This window comes from Pseudomonas sp. SDO5522_S412 (assembly GCF_054071215.1).
In genome coordinates this window covers 16,842-33,774 of the sequence record NZ_JBSVWQ010000055.1, presented here as the reverse complement: position 1 = coordinate 33,774, position 16,933 = coordinate 16,842, and the positions used below count along the sequence as shown (strand labels likewise).

Genomic DNA, 16,933 nt, shown 5'->3' with positions numbered 1-16,933 from the left:
CTGTATCATTGACTGATCCACCGCATTCGCGAGCAAGCCCGCTCCCACATTTGGATGGTGTCCTGCCTGGAATTACGTGTTATTTGCCGAGCTTGCGCAGCTCGTCCGACTCTATAACCCGCACCCCATCCTGCTCTTCCAGCGCCAGTCGCCACATCGCCCGCGCCAGTTCGCACACTTCAATGCCGTGGTACTTGCCCGGAATCAGCCGCGACAATGGCCCGGCCAGTTGCTCGGCCAGCCGCGGTTCCAATCGCTCACCCAACAACAGCGAAGGTCGGACGATGGTCAACTGCGGCCAATCCTGGGCTTTCAACGCCTGTTCCATCTCGCCCTTGACGCGGTTGTAGAAGATCGAGGATTTCGGGTCGGCGCCGATTGCGCTGATCACGATCAGGTGCCGCGCCCCCATTTCCCGGGCGCGCTTGGCAAAGGCCACGACCATGTCCAGGTCGACGGCGCGGAACGCTTCTTCGGAGCCGGCCTGCTTGATGGTGGTGCCCAGGCAGCAGAAGGCGATGTCCACCTGGCCGCTCAGTTGCGGCAGGAATACTGCCGGGTCGCCCACCGGGTTTTCCAGGTGTGGATGCTCGGCCAGAGGCTTGCGGCTGGGTGCCAGCACGCGGGTCACGGTCGGCTCGTTGAGCAGGCGGTCCAGCAGGTGCTCCCCTGTCAAGCCGGAGGCTCCGGCGAGCAAGATATGCTGAGGCGTCAGGTACATGATGTTTCCCCCTTGATACAGATTCAGCTTAGTTGCTCTTGGCTTCCTTGCTATTCATTGAGACGCTTTCGAGCGCCTTTCGTGCCTGCTGTTTGCGTAATAATTGCCAATGGGCGATTACGCCTTTGGGGGCCCAGATCTGCGGTTCGGAGGCTTCGAAGTTGTCCGCCTGTTCGCGTTCGGCCACGTGGGTCTGTGCCAGCTTGAAGGCTTGCTGCAAGTCGTCGGTCTGGTTGAAGGCCTGGGCGAAGAGGGCGTCGCCGAAGTAGGTGAAGTCGGCCTCTTCGGAGCAGCCGAACGACACACGATCGGCGCGCGAGGCGGTCATGATCAGGGTGTGTTCGTCCTTCAGGGCCGGGATGAACCCGCCGGAGTAGCAGGCCGAAATCACGATGATCTTGTCGCGGTTCTTCAGCGGTGCCAGCACGGCGGCCAGCTCATCGGCCGGCAGGTCGGCCAGCTCCATGCGCGGCTGGTCGAGCACCAGTTCGTGCTCGTGAGTGCCGTGGCTGGTCAGGTAGATAAACACCAGGTCTTGCGGGCCACTGCGTTCGGCCAGGGTTTGGACTGCGCGGCGCAGGCTTTCGCGAGTGGCCATCGGGCGGTCGGCAATATGGTCGCGATGGTTCACCAGGCGGATCTGGCCGTAGGCGCCGAAGCGCGTGGCAAGCATGTTGCTGACGTAGTCGGCTTCGCGCAGGAACACGCTTTGTTTGCCGTCGCCGGCCACCACCAGGGTGTACAGCTCCACCCCCGATTTGGACGCGGGCACGGCGGCGAGGGCGGCATCCAGCAAGTGGCCCTGGGCAAACAGGCCGATTTCCAGCGGGTCAGGCAACAATTTGCCCTCGGCGTCGCGCACGCGCATGCCGTTGACCCAGGTGCCGGCCTGCACGGTGCCGTCGGTGAGCACCAAAGTGCCACGACCTTGATAGCTGTCGCTGTCGAAGCCGCCAATATAGAAGCTGCCGTCGGTGAGGTTCAGGCGGCCTGTGCCTGTGAAGCGCCAGTCGACGAACTGGCCGACGTAGTGGCTGCCATCGACGCCGATCAGTTCGCCCTTGCCGCTGAGGGCGCCTTCCTTGAATTCGCCGATCCATACGTCGCCGTCGGCGTTTTCGTAGCGGCCCTTGCCGTTGAGCTGGTTTTGTTTGAAATGGCCGATGTACATGTCGCCGTCGGCGCTGTTGAAGGTGCCGTTGCCCTCCAGTTGGCCATCGACGAAGCGGCCGCTGAACTGGTTGCCGCTGTCGTCGTTGCGCTGGCCTTCGCCGTTGGGCTTGCCGTGGGCGAACTGGCCCTGGTACTGGCTGCCGTCGGCCAACTCGAGGCGGCCGAGGCCGGAATACTGGTCGTCCTTGAATTCGCCCCGATAGGTCATCTGCCCCTCTTTGAGGGTGCCTTCGCCGTTGCGCTTACCTTGTTTGAAACCGCCGACGTAGCTGTTGCCCGACGTGGTCAGGCTGCCCTGGCCGTCGAACAGGCCCTGCTGGAACTGGCCTTTATAGACCTCGCCGTTGCTGCCATGCCATTCGCCCTGGCCGTGCCACTGGCCTTTATCGAACTGGCCCGCGTACCAACTGCCATTGGGGTAATCCACCCGGCCCTGGCCTTGCAGCAAGCCATTGACCACATCGCCACGGTAACGACCGCCATCGGGCAGCCGCGCATCGGGCGGCAACAGCGATTCGCCGTCGCCGCACGCGGTGAGCAACAGGACAAGAGCAAGGGGAGCGAGTGGGCGCATAGCGGGATCCGGATAATTGAGCGCCGAGTATGCCGCAGCTGCGAGATCTATACATAAATTTACATGAATTGTGGTGAGCGGGCGGGCTCACCACAGCCAGGTTTCAGACGAAGCAGAGTGACAACGATTCTGCAATGTAGGCCGGTTTTTCCTGGCCATCGATTTCCAGGGTGCAGGTGGCTTTAAGCAACCATTGCCCAGGTTTTTTCTCGGTGGCGTCGGTCAGGGTCACAGCCAGGCGCACCCTGGAGTCGACCTTCACGGGCTGGATGAAGCGCACGCTGTCCAGGCCATAGTTGACCGCCATCTTCAGGCCTTCGGGCATGATCAGGATGTCTTCGATCAGCTTGGGTATCAGCGACAGCGACAGGAAACCGTGGGCGATGGTGCCGCCAAACGGGGTCTGGGCGGCTTTCACCGGGTCGACGTGGATGAACTGAAAATCGCCGGTGGCTTCCGCGAACAGGTTGATACGTTCCTGGTCGATGGTGAGCCATGCAGAACGTCCCAGTTCCTTGCCGACATATTCTTTGAGTTGCGCTACGGGTACTGAGGGCATTGCGACTCTCCTTCTTTGCTCGGTTGGCTTCATCGTTTTTGTAGTTTTGGACAGGTCCAGAGAACCAATGTAGATCATCACGGGCACTTGGCCCGGTCAACCCACCATGCTTTTGGCGAATGCCGCTCCATAGAGGCAGCGTGCTTATAATGCCGACACGCTTTTGGGGGGAAGAACGGATGCTGTTACGCGGTCTGACATGGCTGGTGCTGTTTCAATTACTCGGCACGGCGATCAATCATTTGTTTGTCCCGGTGCTGCCGGGGCCGATTATCGGGCTGCTGCTGATGCTGGCCTTCCTGGTGTGGCGCGGCGAAGTCGGTGAACCCCTGAGCCTGGCGGCCAGCAGCCTGCTGCGTTATTTGCCATTGCTGCTGGTGCCGCCTGCGGTCGGCGTGATGGTGTATGCCAAGGACATCGCCGCCGACTTCTGGGCCATCGTCGGCGCGCTGGTGTTGTCGCTGGTGATCGCCATGGGCTTTGTCGGCGTGCTGATGCAGAAACTGGTCAAGCGCCAGGCGCAGCGGGAGGACGGCCAATGACACTGGACTGGCAGGGCGCCTGGACCGCCGTGATTCATCACCCGTTGTTCGGCATCGGCATCACCCTCGGCGCCTATCAGCTGGTGCTGGCCGGTTTCGAGAAAACCCGCTGGATTTTCCTGCAACCGGTGCTGGTGTCGATGCTGTTGGTGATCGGCGTGTTGCTCGGCTGTGGCCTGACGTACGTCGAGTACCGCAAGAGCACCGAGATCATGAGCATCCTGCTGGGCCCTGCGACGGTAGCCCTGGCGGTGCCGCTTTACCTGAATCTGCGACGAATTCGCCAATTGTTCTGGCCGATTTTTACTACGCTGGTGGTGGGAGGCGTATTGGCCACCGGCCTGTGCGTGCTGTTGGGCTGGTGGTTTGGCGCCGAACACATGATGCTGATGACCATGGCACCCAAGTCCGTGACCTCACCGATTGCGATGCTGGTGGCCGAGCAGATCGGCGGCGTAGCGGCACTGGCGGCGGTGTTCGTGCTGATCACCGGGGTGATCGGCGCGATGATCGGTCCGGCGTACCTGTCACGGTTGGGCGTGCACAGCCCCGAAGCGCGCGGTATGGCGCTGGGCATGACCGCCCACGCCGTAGGTACGTCGGTGGCCTTGCAGGAAAGCGAAGAGACCGGCGCCTTTGCGGCGCTGGCCATGAGTTTGATGGGCGTGGCCACGGCGGTGTTCCTGCCGTTGGCCGTGTCGCTGGTTATTTAAGTCGGGTTTAAGGAAACCTTTATGAGTCTGGCGCTTTTCCCGCTCAATACCGTGCTGTTTCCCGGGTGCACCCTCGACCTGCAGCTGTTCGAGGCGCGTTACCTGGACATGATCAGCCGCTGCATGAAAAAGGGCGAAAGCTTTGGCGTGGTGTGCATCCTCGACGGCAAGGAAGTGGGGCTGGCGCCGGATGGCTATGCGTTGATTGGCTGCGAGGCGCTGATCCGCGACTTCAAGCAGCAGGACAATGGCCTGCTGGGGATTCGGGTCGAGGGTGGCCGGCGTTTCCGCGTGCGTGATGCCGGTGTGCAGAAGGACCAGTTACTGGTGGCCGAGGTGCAATGGCTGCACGAGCATCCCGAGCAACCGCTGGAAGAGGAAGACGCTGACTTGCTGGCGTTGCTTCATGCCCTGGCCGAGCATCCGATGGTGGCGTCCCTGGATATGGGCACCCACGCCGATGGACAGCAAGCCCTGGGCAATCAGTTGGCCTATCTGCTGCCCTTTACCGAGGCCGACAAGATCGACCTGTTGCAACTCGATGACCCGCAACAGCGCCTGGACGCGATCCAGTTGCTGCTGGATGAGTTGCAGGGCGAGTTGTTCACCTGACCCGCGAGTGTCACTCGGACTTGTCCTTCCCGGTCTTCAGATTTTCCGTGGTTGTCCTGATCCCGTTGCCTGAAATAGTTGGCAGTCACGTAACGATGACCAGGGGGAAAGGATGATTCGGCTTTCGCAATCGGAGCAAGTCGTGTGGGATGCGTTTTTTATGGCCGTCACCACGCAAATTCTTCATATGAACGACGGTCGCGGCGCGGAGTACATCGCCGAACGCGCCGCGGAGATGGCTGACGAAATGCTTCTGGAGCGGCGCGAGCGCAGCGTCGAACGCCGCGCTGCACCCCTGGATTGGCTGGGGCCTGCCTAGTAGGCATACCTCAGCAGCGCGTGGGAAGTGCCGGTAAACGCAATGAACCCGAGCACCGCGCCACACACCGGCAGGATCAGCCACCAGGCTCTCGGCGGCATCGGTGGCAACAGGCTGCGGTGCTGGCTTAACGTCAGGCTGAAGGCGCACACCGTCATTGCCAGCAGGGTGCCGGCCAGGATGTCCGTCGGCCAGTGTGCACCCAGGTACACCCGGGAAATCGCGATGGTGGCGGCGGGAATGCAGCCAAGCACCAGCCAGGTCAGGCGCAGTCGTGTCGGTTGACCGCGACCGGCAAGCACTGCCAAGGCCAGGAAGAATGCAAACGAGCCGGACGCATGGCCGCTGGGCATGCTGAAGCTGGTGAGTGGGTCGGTCAGCACTTCGGGGCGCATCCGCGCAAAAAACAGCTTGGTCCCGGTATTGATCAGCGCCGCGCCCAGCAGGGTGGCGCCGACAAAGATTGCCTGGCGCCATTGCCGCGCCACCACCAGCAGGCCGGTCAGCACCGCGCTGGCGACAAACATCTTCTTGAACTCGCCGAGCTGGGTCACCATCACCATCGCCCGGTCGATCGCCGGGCCGCGGTGTTCCTGCACCAGTGCCATCAAGCCCTGGTCAAAGTCGTTGAGGTAGGGATAGCCGATAAACAACGCGATCAACAGTGTGCCGCCGATGCAGCCAATCCATAGGGTGGCGCGCCGATGGCCGCGCAGGCTGCTGTTGAGGCTTACGCCGATCAACACTGCGAGACAGGCGGCGACAATCCCGGCCTCCGGCCAGAAGCCTTCGGGCAATGGCAGGCGGAAGGCCGCGCCGGTGGCCCAACCCGGCAACAGATACGCCACCGACCAACCTGCGCCGGCCAGCAGGCTCACGGCGGCAAAACGTGGGAAGGGCATGTCGCACATGCCCGCAACCATCGGCAACATTGGCCGCAGCGGGCCAATGAAGCGGCCTACCAACAGGCTGGCGATGCCGTACTTCTGGAAGTAAGCCTCGGCGCCGCTCATCCATTCCGGGTGATGCCGCAGGCCGGGAAGGCGCCGGATGTTCTGGTGGAAATGGCGACCGAGGAAGTAGGAAACAACATCGCCCAGCACGCCGCCGAGGAAGCCCAGCAACAGGGTTTCTCCCAGTGACAGTGCGCCGCTGCCGGCCAGGGCGGCGATGGCAAACAGCAGTACCGTGCCAGGTACGATCAGGCCGGCAATGGCCAGGCACTCCACGCACGCCACGATAAACACCGCCACGGCCAGCCATTGCGGGTTCAGGGTCAGCCAGCCGGTAATGCTATCGAGCCAAGGGCCCATACAATCAACTCCCTTTGTGAATATTACCCCCTCTGTAGGAGCGAGCTTGCTCGCGAAGGTCGTTAACGCTGACGCGGGCTATCTGGTTTAGCGCGGCGCTCTCGGGTGCTTCGCGAGCAAGCTCGCTCCTACAGGGGGCTAGTGTGTTTCAAATCAAAAAATAGTCGCGGCCTTCGACCTGGCCCCGGCGCAGCGGGTTCCGTGTGCAATACGGCGCATAACCGGCATCGACGTAGCGGTACATCAGGTGTTCATCGCGCCCACCGGGAATGCCCAGGCGGGTGGTCTGGATGATCTGCGCTGGCGCCAGCCCTACGTCTTCCACGTAGAGCAGTTCCTGGTCAAAGCGCTTGGCGTCCCACATCGGCACCTTCAAACCCAGCGCCTTGCACAGCAAGGTCTGGCCGGCGCACAGCTTTTGCGAGGGCCGTGGCCTGCCGCTGGCGTCCGGGTTATTCAGCAGCATCTGCGCCAGGCTGGCCGGGCCGGAGACTTCGTCGACCCACGGATAGGCTGATTTGATCAGCACCGCATTGCCCGGACCGTGGGCGCTGAAGTTCAGCGAATCACCGCCGCGGGCGTAGTACATATAGATGTGCCCGCCATCCAGAAACAAAGCCTTACGCTTTTCTGTGTAGCCCAAGGACGCGTGGCTGCCTTTTTCGGCGAGGTAATACGCTTCGGTTTCGATAATTCGTGCCGACAGCCACAAATCACCAACACGATGGCGAATGACTTTTCCGAGCAATTCGCGCGCGAGCAGTTGCGCGTCACGGTCGAAAAAGCCGTCGGGCAGGGCGTTGGCGGGGATCAGCGGCGAGAAACTGGACATGGCGATCAAAGGTAATACGGCTAAATGTGACAGGATGATAACAACTCCAGCCTTAATTCCCGCTGAACGTCGGGTTTTTACAGTTCATTTCGACCATCCGCCCCTCACCGCTGTCCGTAGGACGGCGTCACAGCTATAATCTGCCGCTTTCCTCTTTGCCAAGACCCCACCAGACCATGACTGAGTCCGTTCTTGACTACATGACCCGCCTGGGTCGCGCTGCCCGTCAGGCCTCGCGGTTGATCGCCCGTGCGAGCACTGCGCAGAAGAACCGCGCCTTGCTGGCAGCCGCCGACGCTCTGGATGCTTCGCGCTCCGAGCTGAGCGCCGCCAATGAACAGGATTTGGCCAACGGTCGCGCCAATGGCCTGGAGCCTGCATTGCTGGATCGCCTGGCGCTGACGCCGGCGCGGATCGACGACATGATCGAAGGCTTGCGTCAGGTGGCCAAGCTGCCTGACCCCATCGGTGAAATCCGCGACATGCGCTACCTGCCATCGGGTATCCAGGTGGGCAAGATGCGCGTGCCCCTGGGCGTGATCGGCATCATCTATGAGTCGCGCCCGAACGTGACCATCGACGCCGCAAGCCTGTGCCTCAAGTCCGGCAATGCCACCATCCTGCGGGGCGGTTCCGAGGCCATCAATTCCAACCGTGCCATCGCCGCGTGCATTCAGCAGGGCCTGGCCGTGGCCGAACTGCCGGCCGAAGTGGTGCAAGTGGTCGAGACCACTGACCGCGCTGCCGTTGGTGCGCTGATCACCATGCCTGAATTCGTTGACGTGATCGTGCCGCGCGGCGGCAAGAGCCTGATTGAGCGCGTGAGCCGTGATGCCAAGGTGCCAGTTATCAAGCACCTGGACGGCGTCTGCCACGTGTTCATCGACATCGCCGCCGACCTCGACAAGGCGATCCGCATTGCCGACAACGCCAAGACTCACCGCTACGCCCCGTGCAACACCATGGAAACCCTGCTGGTGCACGTCGGCATTGCCGATCGCGTGCTGCCGCCGCTGGCTGCCATCTACCGCGACAAGGGCGTTGAACTGCGTGGTTGCGAGCGTACCCGGGCGATCCTCGGCAGCGACGTGATCGAGGCCACCGAGCAGGACTGGTACACCGAATACACGGCGCCGATCCTGTCGATCCGCATCGTCGACGACCTGGACCAGGCCATCGAACACATCAATCAATACGGCTCCAAGCACACCGACGCCATTGTCACCGAGCATTTCAGCGATGCCCGGCGTTTCCTCAACGAAGTGGATTCCGCTTCGGTGATGGTCAACGCCTCGACGCGCTTTGCCGACGGCTTCGAGTACGGCCTGGGGGCGGAGATCGGTATCTCCACCGACAAGCTCCACGCACGCGGCCCGGTTGGCCTGGAAGGGCTGACCAGCGAGAAGTACGTGGTGTTCGGTGACGGTCATGTGCGCACTTGATGGGTAAACGCATCGGGCTGCTCGGCGGCACCTTCGACCCCGTGCACATCGGCCATTTGCGCAGTGCACTGGAAGTCGCGGATGCCCTCGGGCTGGATGAACTGCGCCTGGCACCGAATGCCCGGCCGCCGCATCGCGATACGCCGCAGGTGTCTGCGCAGCAGCGCCTGGAGATGGTCCGCCTTGCTGTGGCCGGCATTGCACCGCTGGTGGTGGACGACCGCGAACTCAAGCGCGACAAACCGTCCTACACTGTCGACACCCTGGAACTGATGCGGGCCGAGTTGGCCGCGGATGACCAGTTATTTCTACTTTTGGGCTGGGACGCGTTTTGCGGCCTGCCCACTTGGCATCGCTGGGAAGAGTTGCTCCAGCATTGCCACATCCTGGTGCTGCAACGCCCGGATGCCGACGCAGAATCGCCGGATGCCTTGCGCAACCTGCTGGCGGCGCGGTCGGTAAGTGACCCTTTGGCCCTGACCGGGCCGAGCGGGAATATTGCATTCGTCTGGCAAACCCCGCTTGCGGTGTCTGCCACCCAGATCCGTCAACTGCTGGCCAGCGGGAAGTCGGTACGTTTCCTGGTGCCTGACGCGGTCCTGGCCTACATCGATGCGCACGGGCTTTACCGTGCGTCGAACTGAAAAGGCGCGCTTGAACGCACGAACAGTCGTGCAGCGAGCGCCCGAACATACGAGCAAAACGAGTTTTATATGACGAACAAAGACGTAAGCAAAGTTAAGCGCAAAGGCACGTTCAAGAGCGCTCCTCTGCCAGTAGAAGCCCACACCGGCCCTGAGCTGGCCGGCGAAGAGCTGGTGAAGGTTGCCGTGGCTGCCCTGGAAGACGTGAAGGCCCAGGACATCCAGGTCCTGGACGTGCGCGACAAACAGAGCATCACCGACTTCATGATCATCGCCACCGGTACCTCCAACCGCCAGATCGGCGCGATGCTGGACAAGGTTCGCGAAGCGGTCAAAGCCCAGGGCGTCAAGCCATTGGGTGAAGAAGGCAAGGGCGACAGCGACTGGGTACTGCTGGACATGGACGACGTGATCGTTCACATGATGACCAGCAACGCCCGTCAGTTCTACGACCTGGAGCGTCTGTGGAAAGGCGCCGAGCAGAGCCGTGCCGCCGATGGCAAGCACCACAGCCCTGAAGTCGGCCACGCGCACTTCGACAAGCTCAACAAAGACCAGGAATAAGGAACGGCTGTGCGCCTGCGTCTGATCGCTGTCGGTTCACGCATGCCCAAGTGGGTGGAAGAAGGCTGGCATGAATATGCCAAGCGCCTGCCATCCGAATTGGCGCTGGAACTGGTGGAAATACCGCTCAATACCCGGGGCAAGAACGCCGACGTGGCCCGCTTTATCCGTCAGGAAGGCGAAGCCATGCTGGCCAAGGTCGGGCCCAACGAGCGGATCGTGACCCTCGAAGTGCACGGCAAGCCTTGGAGCACCGAGCAGTTGGCGGTGGAACTGGATCGCTGGCGCCTGGATTCGCGCACGGTCAACTTCATGGTCGGCGGCCCCGAGGGGCTGGCGCCGGAAGTGTGCGCGCGTGCGGACCAGCGCTGGTCGCTGTCGCCCCTGACACTGCCGCACCCGCTGGTAAGAATTCTGATCGGTGAACAGCTGTATCGCGCCTGGACAGTTCTGTCCGGGCACCCTTACCACAAATAATCTGCGCCCTGCCTGATGACCCAGCCGATCCGCATCAAGGACCACGAGAAAGACGCACGTCTTGTACGCGCGCGGGTGGTGTTTGGCGCGATTTTGGTGGTGGCATTGCTGGGGGTGCTGATTGCGCGCCTGTATTTCCTGCAGGTGATCCAGTACGACTATCACTCCACATTGTCGGAAAACAACCGGGTGCACGTGCAGCCGATTCCGCCGACCCGTGGGCTGATTTTCGACCGCAATGGCGTGGTGGTAGCGGATAACCGGCCCAGCTTCAGCCTGAGCATGACCCGCGAACGCTCCGGCGACTGGCAGCAGATCCTCGATGTGATCGTCGAGGTGCTGCAACTGACGCCGGAAGACCGGGTGATTTTCGAAAAGCGCATGAAACAGGGGCGCCGGCCGTTTGAGCCGGTGCCGATCCTGTTCGAGCTGACCGAAGAGCAGATCGCCCGGATCGCGGTGAACCAGTTCCGGCTGCCGGGTGTGGAAGTGGTGGCGCAGTTGGTGCGGCACTACCCGCAAGGGGCGCACTTTGCGCATTCGGTCGGCTACATGGGCCGGATCAACGAGAAAGAGCTGAAGACCCTCGACCCGGTCAACTACAGCGGCACCCACCATATCGGCAAGACCGGCATCGAGCGTTTCTACGAGCCGGAACTGCACGGCCAGGTGGGTTACGAGGAAGTCGAGACCAACGCCCGTGGCCGCGTGCTGCGGGTGCTCAAGCGTACCGACCCGGTGCCCGGCAAGGACATCGTGCTGAGCCTGGACATCAAGTTGCAGGAAGCGGCGGAGATGGCCCTGGGCGGGCGTCGGGGTGCCGTGGTGGCACTGGATCCGAGCACTGGCGAAGTGCTGGCGATGGTTAGCCAGCCAAGTTTTGACCCCAACCTGTTTGTCACCGGGATCAGCTTCAAGGCCTACGCCGAGCTGCGTGATTCCATCGACCGGCCGCTGTTCAACCGCGTATTGCGCGGCCTGTATCCGCCGGGCTCGACCATCAAGCCGGCGGTAGCGATTGCCGGCCTGGACTCGGGCGTGGTCACGGCATCGAGCCGGGTGTTCGACCCCGGCTACTACATGCTGCCCAACTACGATCACAAATACCGTAACTGGAACCGCACCGGCGACGGTTATGTGGACCTGGATACGGCGATCATGCGTTCCAACGACACCTACTTCTATGACCTGGCCCACAAGCTGGGGATTGATCGGCTGTCGGCCTACATGGGCAAGTTCGGCCTTGGTCAGAAAGTCTCCCTGGACATGTTCGAAGAGTCCCCGGGCCTGATGCCGTCCCGCGAGTGGAAGCGTGCGACCCGGCGCCAGGCGTGGTTCCCGGGCGAAACCCTGATCCTGGGGATCGGCCAGGGCTACATGCAGGCCACGCCGCTGCAACTGGCCCAGGCCACCGCACTGGTGGCCAACAAGGGTGTGTGGAACCGCCCGCACCTGGCCAAGACCATCGAGGGCGAACGCCCGGTGGACGAAAACCCGATTCCCGACATTGTGCTGCGCGACCCGTCCGACTGGACCAAGGTTAACCACGGCATGCAGCAAGTGATGCACGGCGCCCGGGGTACCGCTCGTAAAGCGGCAGCCGGCGCGCAATACCGGATTGCCGGCAAGAGCGGTACGGCCCAGGTGGTCGCGATCAAGCAGGGCGAGAAATACGACCGCTCCAAGGTTCAGGAACGCCACCGTGACCACGCCTTGTTCGTCGGCTTTGCTCCGGCCGACAACCCGAAGATCGTCGTGGCGGTGATGGTCGAGAACGGTGAATCCGGTTCCGGCGTAGCAGCGCCCGTGGTGCGGCAGATCATGGATGCCTGGCTGTTGACCGAAGACGGCAAGCTCAAGCCCGAATATGGCGGCACCCCATCCAGTGTGGAGGCTACGGCCCTTGAAGAGTAATTTTGACCGCATCCTCTCCAGCGAGGATGTGATGCGCCGCCGCGCCACTTTGCTGCAGCGCATGCACATTGATGGCCCGTTGCTGATCCTGCTGCTGACCCTGGCCGCCGGCAGCCTGTTTGTGTTGTATTCGGCCAGTGGCAAGAACTGGGACTTGCTGATCAAACAGGCGTCGTCGTTTGGCCTGGGCCTGTTGTCGATGGTGGTGATCGCCCAGCTGGAGCCGCGTTTCATGGCGCGCTGGGTGCCGCTGGGGTATGTCGCCGGCGTGTTGCTGCTGGTGGTGGTGGATGTCATGGGCCACAACGCCATGGGTGCGACACGCTGGATCAACATCCCGGGGGTGATTCGCTTCCAGCCGTCGGAATTCATGAAGATCCTGATGCCGGCGACCATCGCCTGGTACCTGTCAAAACGCACACTGCCGCCCCAGCTCAAGCACGTGGGCATCAGCCTGATATTGATCGGCGTGCCGTTCATCCTGATCGTGCGCCAGCCCGACCTCGGCACCTCGCTGCTGATCCTGGCGGGCGGCGCGTTCGTGCTGTTCATGGGTGGGCTGCGCTGGCGCTGGATCCTCAGCGTGCTGGCCGCCGCCGTGCCGGTGGCCGTGGCCATGTGGTTCTTCTTCATGCACGACTACCAGAAGCAGCGAATCCTCACGTTCCTCGACCCGGAGAGCGATCCGCTGGGCACCGGCTGGAACATCATCCAGTCCAAGGCGGCCATCGGTTCCGGCGGCGTATTCGGCAAGGGCTGGCTGCTGGGCACCCAGTCGCACCTGGACTTTTTGCCGGAAAGCCACACCGACTTCATTATCGCGGTGATGGGCGAGGAGTTCGGCCTGGTGGGCATCTGCGCACTGTTGCTGATTTACTTGCTGCTGATCGGGCGCGGCCTGGTGATTACTGCCCAGGCGCAAACCCTGTTTGGCAAATTGCTCGCCGGCAGCCTCACCATGACGTTTTTTGTTTACGTTTTCGTCAACATCGGTATGGTCAGTGGCCTGTTGCCGGTGGTTGGGGTGCCGTTGCCGTTCATTAGCTACGGCGGAACTTCGCTGGTGACATTGCTGTCAGCGTTTGGGGTTTTGATGTCGATCCATACCCATCGTAAGTGGATCGCACAGGTTTGAATAAGGTGAAGATGTCAATGCAAGTAATGCGCGGCTGGGCTGCCCGGCACGTGTCCTGGATGGGCCTGTTGGGCCTGCTGGGAGCCGCTGTGCAGGAAGCGCAGGCCGGCGACTACGACGGTTCGCCCCAGGTCGCCGAGTTTGTCGGTGAGATGACCCGTGACTATGGTTTCGCCGGTGAACAGCTGATGGGCGTGTTCCGCGAGGCCCAGCGCAAGCAGGCGATTCTCGACGCCATCTCCCGGCCCGCCGAGCGCGTGAAGCAGTGGAAGGAATATCGCCCGATGTTCCTGACCGACGCCCGCGTGGCGCGGGGCGTGGACTTCTGGCGCCAGCACGAAGCGGTGCTGGCCCGCGCCGAGCAGGAATACGGCGTACCGGCCCAGGTGATCGTGGCAATCATCGGCATCGAAACCTTCTACGGCCGCAACACCGGCAGCTACCGGGTGATCGACGCCTTGTCGACCCTGGGCTTTGACTACCCGCCGCGCGCCGAATTTTTCCGCAAAGAGCTGCGCGAGTTCCTGTTGTTGGCCCGTGAAGAGCAGGTCGACCCGTTGACGCTCAAGGGTTCCTACGCCGGCGCCATGGGCTTGCCGCAGTTCATGCCGAGCAGCTTTCGCGCCTACGCCGTGGATTTCGACGGTGACGGCCATATCAATATCTGGAGCAACCCCGATGACGCCATCGGCAGCGTCGCCAGCTACTTCAAGCGCCACGGCTGGGTAGCCGGCGAGCCGGTGGTGATTCGAGCCGATGTGACCGGTGAGCGCGCCGATGAAGGCCTGACCCAGGGTATCGAGCCGGTCAAGACGGTCGGGGAGTTGCGGGCGCTGGGCTGGTCGAGTCAGAATGCGCCACGCGATGATATGCCGGTGACGGCGTTCCGCCTCGAAGGCGAAAATGGCCCCGAATACTGGATGGGCCTGAAGAATTTCTACGCAATCACGCGTTATAACCGCAGCGTGATGTACGCCATGGCCGTGCATCAACTGTCAGACATGCTGGTCCAAGCACGGGGCGTCAAGTAATGCCGGTATCACCGATGTACAAACCCCTGAAGCTGTTGGCGTACGCCGCATTGTCGTTATTGGTGGTCAGTTGTTCCACCAGTCGTGCACCGGTGCAAAAAACCGCAGGCACGGCGATCCGCTCCCAGCCGGGGCTGGATATCAACCGCGCCCACAAAGACGGCGCGCCGTGGTGGGATGTGGATGTTTCGAAGATCCCGGATGCCACGCCGACCCTGCACACCGGCCCTTACAAGGCCAACCCCTATACCGTGCTGGGCAAAAACTACTTCCCGCTGCAAGACTCCAAGACCTACGTGCAATCAGGTACGGCGTCCTGGTACGGGACCAAGTTCCACGGCCAGAACACCGCCAACGGCGAAGTCTATGACCTGTACGGCATGAGCGCGGCGCACAAGACCCTGCCGCTGCCCAGCTATGTACGCGTGACCAACCTGGACAACAACCGCTCGGTAATCCTGCGGGTCAATGACCGTGGGCCGTTCTATTCGGACCGGATCATCGACTTGTCCTACGCCGCCGCCAAGAAACTCGGGTATGCCGAAATCGGCACCGCCCGGGTGAAGGTCGAAGGTATCGACCCGGCCCAGTACTGGGCCCAGCGTGGCAAGCCGGCGCCGTTGATGCTCAACGAACCGCAAACCCCGCAACCGCAAGTCACGGCCTCGGCCGGCAAGATCGAACAGTGGACCCCGCCGCCGGCGCAGCACGCCCCGGACACGGTGGTCATTCCGCATGCAGCGCCGGGAGCCTCTACCGTGGGCGGCCAGTACCTGCAGGTCGGCGCTTTCGCCAACCCGGACGCGGCAGAGCTGCTAAGGTCCAAGCTCAGCGGGATGGTCAGCGCGCCAGTCTTTATCAGCTCTATTGTGCGTAACCAGCAGACCCTGCACCGTGTGCGCATGGGGCCGATCGGCTCGCCGAGTGAAGTTGCGCAAGTGCAGAACAGCGTGCGCCTGGCCAACCTGGGGCAACCCAGCGTGGTCACCGCCGAGTAAGCAGTACAAAGGATTGATGGCTCAGGCTCGCATGCGGGTTTGAGCCCTGGTTGTTGGCTCGTTGAACAATAAAAACCCAGGGGCAAGGGGTGGGCATGCAACCGAACACGCGACAGTCTGGCGACGGGCTGTCTGAATAGTTTTGCCCGCGAGGGCAAGTTTCCATAAGCAATTTCGAGAGACGGATGAACATCACCACCTTAGCCAAACGCACGTGCCTGCTTCTTTCGCTGATCATCACCCCGGCCGCCTGGGCGGTTGAAATGGTGCCAGCTTCCCCGCAACTGGCTGCCAAGGCCTGGGTCCTGATGGACGCCGCCAGCGGCAACGTGCTGGTGGAGAACAACGGTGACCAGCGCCTGCCCCCAGCCAGCCTGACCAAGCTGATGACCGCCTACATCGCGACCCTGGAAATCCGTCGCGGCCAGATCGGCGAAAACGATCCGGTGACCGTCAGCGAAAACGCCTGGCGCACCGGCGGTTCGCGGATGTTCATCAAGGTCGGTTCGCAAGTGACCGTCAGCGACCTGCTGCACGGCATCATCATCCAGTCGGGTAACGACGCCAGCGTAGCCCTGTCCGAGCACATCGCCGGCAGCGAAGATGCGTTCGCCGACATGATGAACAAAACCGTGGCCGACCTGGGCATGACCAACAGCCACTTCATGAACCCGACCGGCCTGCCGAACCCTGAGCACTACTCGTCGGCTCACGACATGGCGATCCTGGCTCGCGCGATCATTCGTGTCGACCCGGTGCACTACGCGATCTACTCCCAGAAAGAGTTCTTCTGGAACAACATCAAGCAGCCTAACCGCAACCTGTTGCTGTGGCGTGACAAGACTGTCGATGGCCTGAAAACCGGCCACACCGAAGAAGCCGGCTACTGCATGGTGTCGTCCGCTGTCCGTGACGGCCAGCGCCTGATTGCCGTGGTATTCGGTACCAACAGCGAGCAGGCCCGTGCGGCCGAGACGCAAAAGCTGCTGACCTATGGCTTCCGCTTCTTCGAAACCCAGACCTTCTACCAGAAAGGCACCGAGCTGGCTCAAGCCCCTGTGTGGAAAGGCGCGACCCATCAAGTCAAGGCCGGCCTGGCTGAAGACCTGACCCTGACCATGCCTAAAGGCCAGCTCAAGAAGCTGGTTGCCAGCATGACCATGAACCCGCAACTGGTCGCACCGATCGCCAAGGGCGATGTGATTGGTAAAGTCGAAGTGAAGCTGGACGACAAGGTGGTGCACAGCGCCGATCTGATCGCTCTGGACGCCGTCGACGAAGGTGGTATCTTCCGACGCGTGTGGGATAGCATCCGTCTATTCTTCTACAGCTTGTTCAACTGATAGTGTGCACCTGCATGACCCCGCGCT

The 16,933-nt window shown here is 62.1% G+C and carries 18 protein-coding genes; 13 read left to right on the top strand and 5 right to left on the bottom strand.

The annotated features are described in order from the left end of the window. Positions 1-79: 79 nt before the first annotated feature. From ACW9I6_RS14385 to ACW9I6_RS14375, 3 genes are all read right to left on the bottom strand, one after another. The gene (locus ACW9I6_RS14385) at positions 80-721 is read right to left on the bottom strand and encodes an oxidoreductase (protein WP_003215421.1); all 642 of its coding nucleotides are present in this window, start codon (positions 719-721) and stop codon (positions 80-82) included. A gap of 28 nt (positions 722-749) precedes the next feature. Next, on the bottom strand, positions 750-2,468 hold the full coding sequence (locus ACW9I6_RS14380; RefSeq protein WP_008436527.1) for a C13 family peptidase: 1,719 nt from the start codon (positions 2,466-2,468) through the stop codon (positions 750-752). A 103-nt stretch (positions 2,469-2,571) separates the two neighbouring features. Continuing rightward, positions 2,572-3,027, bottom strand: coding sequence for a MaoC family dehydratase (locus ACW9I6_RS14375; protein ID WP_003215423.1), 456 nt, complete (start codon positions 3,025-3,027; stop codon positions 2,572-2,574). Positions 3,028-3,206: 179 nt separating this feature from the next. On the opposite strand from ACW9I6_RS14375, the gene ACW9I6_RS14370 reads away from it, so the two are divergent. From ACW9I6_RS14370 to ACW9I6_RS14355, 4 genes are all read left to right on the top strand, one after another. Further along, entirely contained in the window at positions 3,207-3,569 is a 363-nt protein-coding gene (locus tag ACW9I6_RS14370) for a CidA/LrgA family protein (RefSeq protein ID WP_003215424.1), read from the top strand. Next, the gene (locus ACW9I6_RS14365) at positions 3,566-4,282 is read left to right on the top strand and encodes an LrgB family protein (protein WP_457339467.1); all 717 of its coding nucleotides are present in this window, start codon (positions 3,566-3,568) and stop codon (positions 4,280-4,282) included. Before ACW9I6_RS14370 ends, ACW9I6_RS14365 begins: the two co-directional genes overlap by 4 nt. Before the next feature lie 21 nt (positions 4,283-4,303). After that, positions 4,304-4,894, top strand: a complete 591-nt coding sequence (locus tag ACW9I6_RS14360) for an LON peptidase substrate-binding domain-containing protein (RefSeq protein ID WP_003215426.1) — start codon at positions 4,304-4,306, stop codon at positions 4,892-4,894. Between the two features lie 112 nt (positions 4,895-5,006). Further along, a complete protein-coding gene (locus ACW9I6_RS14355; protein ID WP_003215427.1) occupies positions 5,007-5,213 on the top strand; it encodes a hypothetical protein in 207 nt (68 codons plus the stop codon). On the opposite strand, the gene ACW9I6_RS14350 is transcribed toward ACW9I6_RS14355, so the two are convergent. Both ACW9I6_RS14350 and ACW9I6_RS14345 read right to left on the bottom strand, forming a co-directional pair. Continuing rightward, positions 5,210-6,526, bottom strand: a complete 1,317-nt coding sequence (locus ACW9I6_RS14350) for a bifunctional DedA family/phosphatase PAP2 family protein (RefSeq protein ID WP_457339466.1) — start codon at positions 6,524-6,526, stop codon at positions 5,210-5,212. The genes ACW9I6_RS14355 and ACW9I6_RS14350 overlap by 4 nt on opposite strands. 148 nt (positions 6,527-6,674) lie before the next feature. Next, positions 6,675-7,358 carry a DNA-3-methyladenine glycosylase gene (locus ACW9I6_RS14345; RefSeq protein ID WP_134327366.1) on the bottom strand — a complete coding sequence of 228 codons (684 nt, stop codon included), beginning with the start codon at positions 7,356-7,358 and terminating at the stop codon, positions 6,675-6,677. Between the two features lie 176 nt (positions 7,359-7,534). On the opposite strand from ACW9I6_RS14345, the gene ACW9I6_RS14340 reads away from it, so the two are divergent. The 9 genes from ACW9I6_RS14340 to ACW9I6_RS14300 all read left to right on the top strand — a co-directional run bounded on the left by ACW9I6_RS14340 (position 7,535) and on the right by ACW9I6_RS14300 (position 16,906). After that, entirely contained in the window at positions 7,535-8,800 is a 1,266-nt protein-coding gene (locus ACW9I6_RS14340; protein ID WP_003215430.1) for a glutamate-5-semialdehyde dehydrogenase, read from the top strand. Then, entirely contained in the window at positions 8,800-9,444 is a 645-nt protein-coding gene (nadD, locus tag ACW9I6_RS14335) for a nicotinate-nucleotide adenylyltransferase (RefSeq protein WP_003215431.1), read from the top strand. The genes ACW9I6_RS14340 and nadD overlap by 1 nt, the downstream gene beginning before the upstream one ends. A gap of 69 nt (positions 9,445-9,513) precedes the next feature. Then, on the top strand, positions 9,514-10,008 hold the full coding sequence (gene rsfS, locus ACW9I6_RS14330; protein ID WP_003215432.1) for a ribosome silencing factor: 495 nt from the start codon (positions 9,514-9,516) through the stop codon (positions 10,006-10,008). A gap of 9 nt (positions 10,009-10,017) precedes the next feature. After that, complete coding sequence (rlmH, locus tag ACW9I6_RS14325) at positions 10,018-10,485, top strand: 23S rRNA (pseudouridine(1915)-N(3))-methyltransferase RlmH (RefSeq protein ID WP_003185785.1); 468 nt, start codon at positions 10,018-10,020, stop codon at positions 10,483-10,485. A 15-nt stretch (positions 10,486-10,500) separates the two neighbouring features. Continuing rightward, positions 10,501-12,399 (top strand): penicillin-binding protein 2, encoded by a 1,899-nt coding sequence (mrdA, locus tag ACW9I6_RS14320; RefSeq protein WP_003215433.1) that lies wholly within the window; start codon positions 10,501-10,503, stop codon positions 12,397-12,399. 31 nt (positions 12,400-12,430) lie between these two features. Beyond that, on the top strand, positions 12,431-13,534 hold the full coding sequence (rodA, locus tag ACW9I6_RS14315) for a rod shape-determining protein RodA (RefSeq protein WP_050442794.1): 1,104 nt from the start codon (positions 12,431-12,433) through the stop codon (positions 13,532-13,534). Positions 13,535-13,551: 17 nt separating this feature from the next. Continuing rightward, on the top strand, positions 13,552-14,565 hold the full coding sequence (mltB, locus tag ACW9I6_RS14310; RefSeq protein ID WP_003215435.1) for a lytic murein transglycosylase B: 1,014 nt from the start codon (positions 13,552-13,554) through the stop codon (positions 14,563-14,565). Continuing rightward, positions 14,565-15,563: a septal ring lytic transglycosylase RlpA family protein gene (locus ACW9I6_RS14305; RefSeq protein ID WP_003215436.1), complete on the top strand. Its 999-nt coding sequence runs from the start codon at positions 14,565-14,567 to the stop codon at positions 15,561-15,563. Before mltB ends, ACW9I6_RS14305 begins: the two co-directional genes overlap by 1 nt. 185 nt (positions 15,564-15,748) lie before the next feature. Further along, the gene (locus ACW9I6_RS14300) at positions 15,749-16,906 is read left to right on the top strand and encodes a D-alanyl-D-alanine carboxypeptidase family protein (protein WP_003215437.1); all 1,158 of its coding nucleotides are present in this window, start codon (positions 15,749-15,751) and stop codon (positions 16,904-16,906) included. Positions 16,907-16,933: the final 27 nt, after the last annotated feature.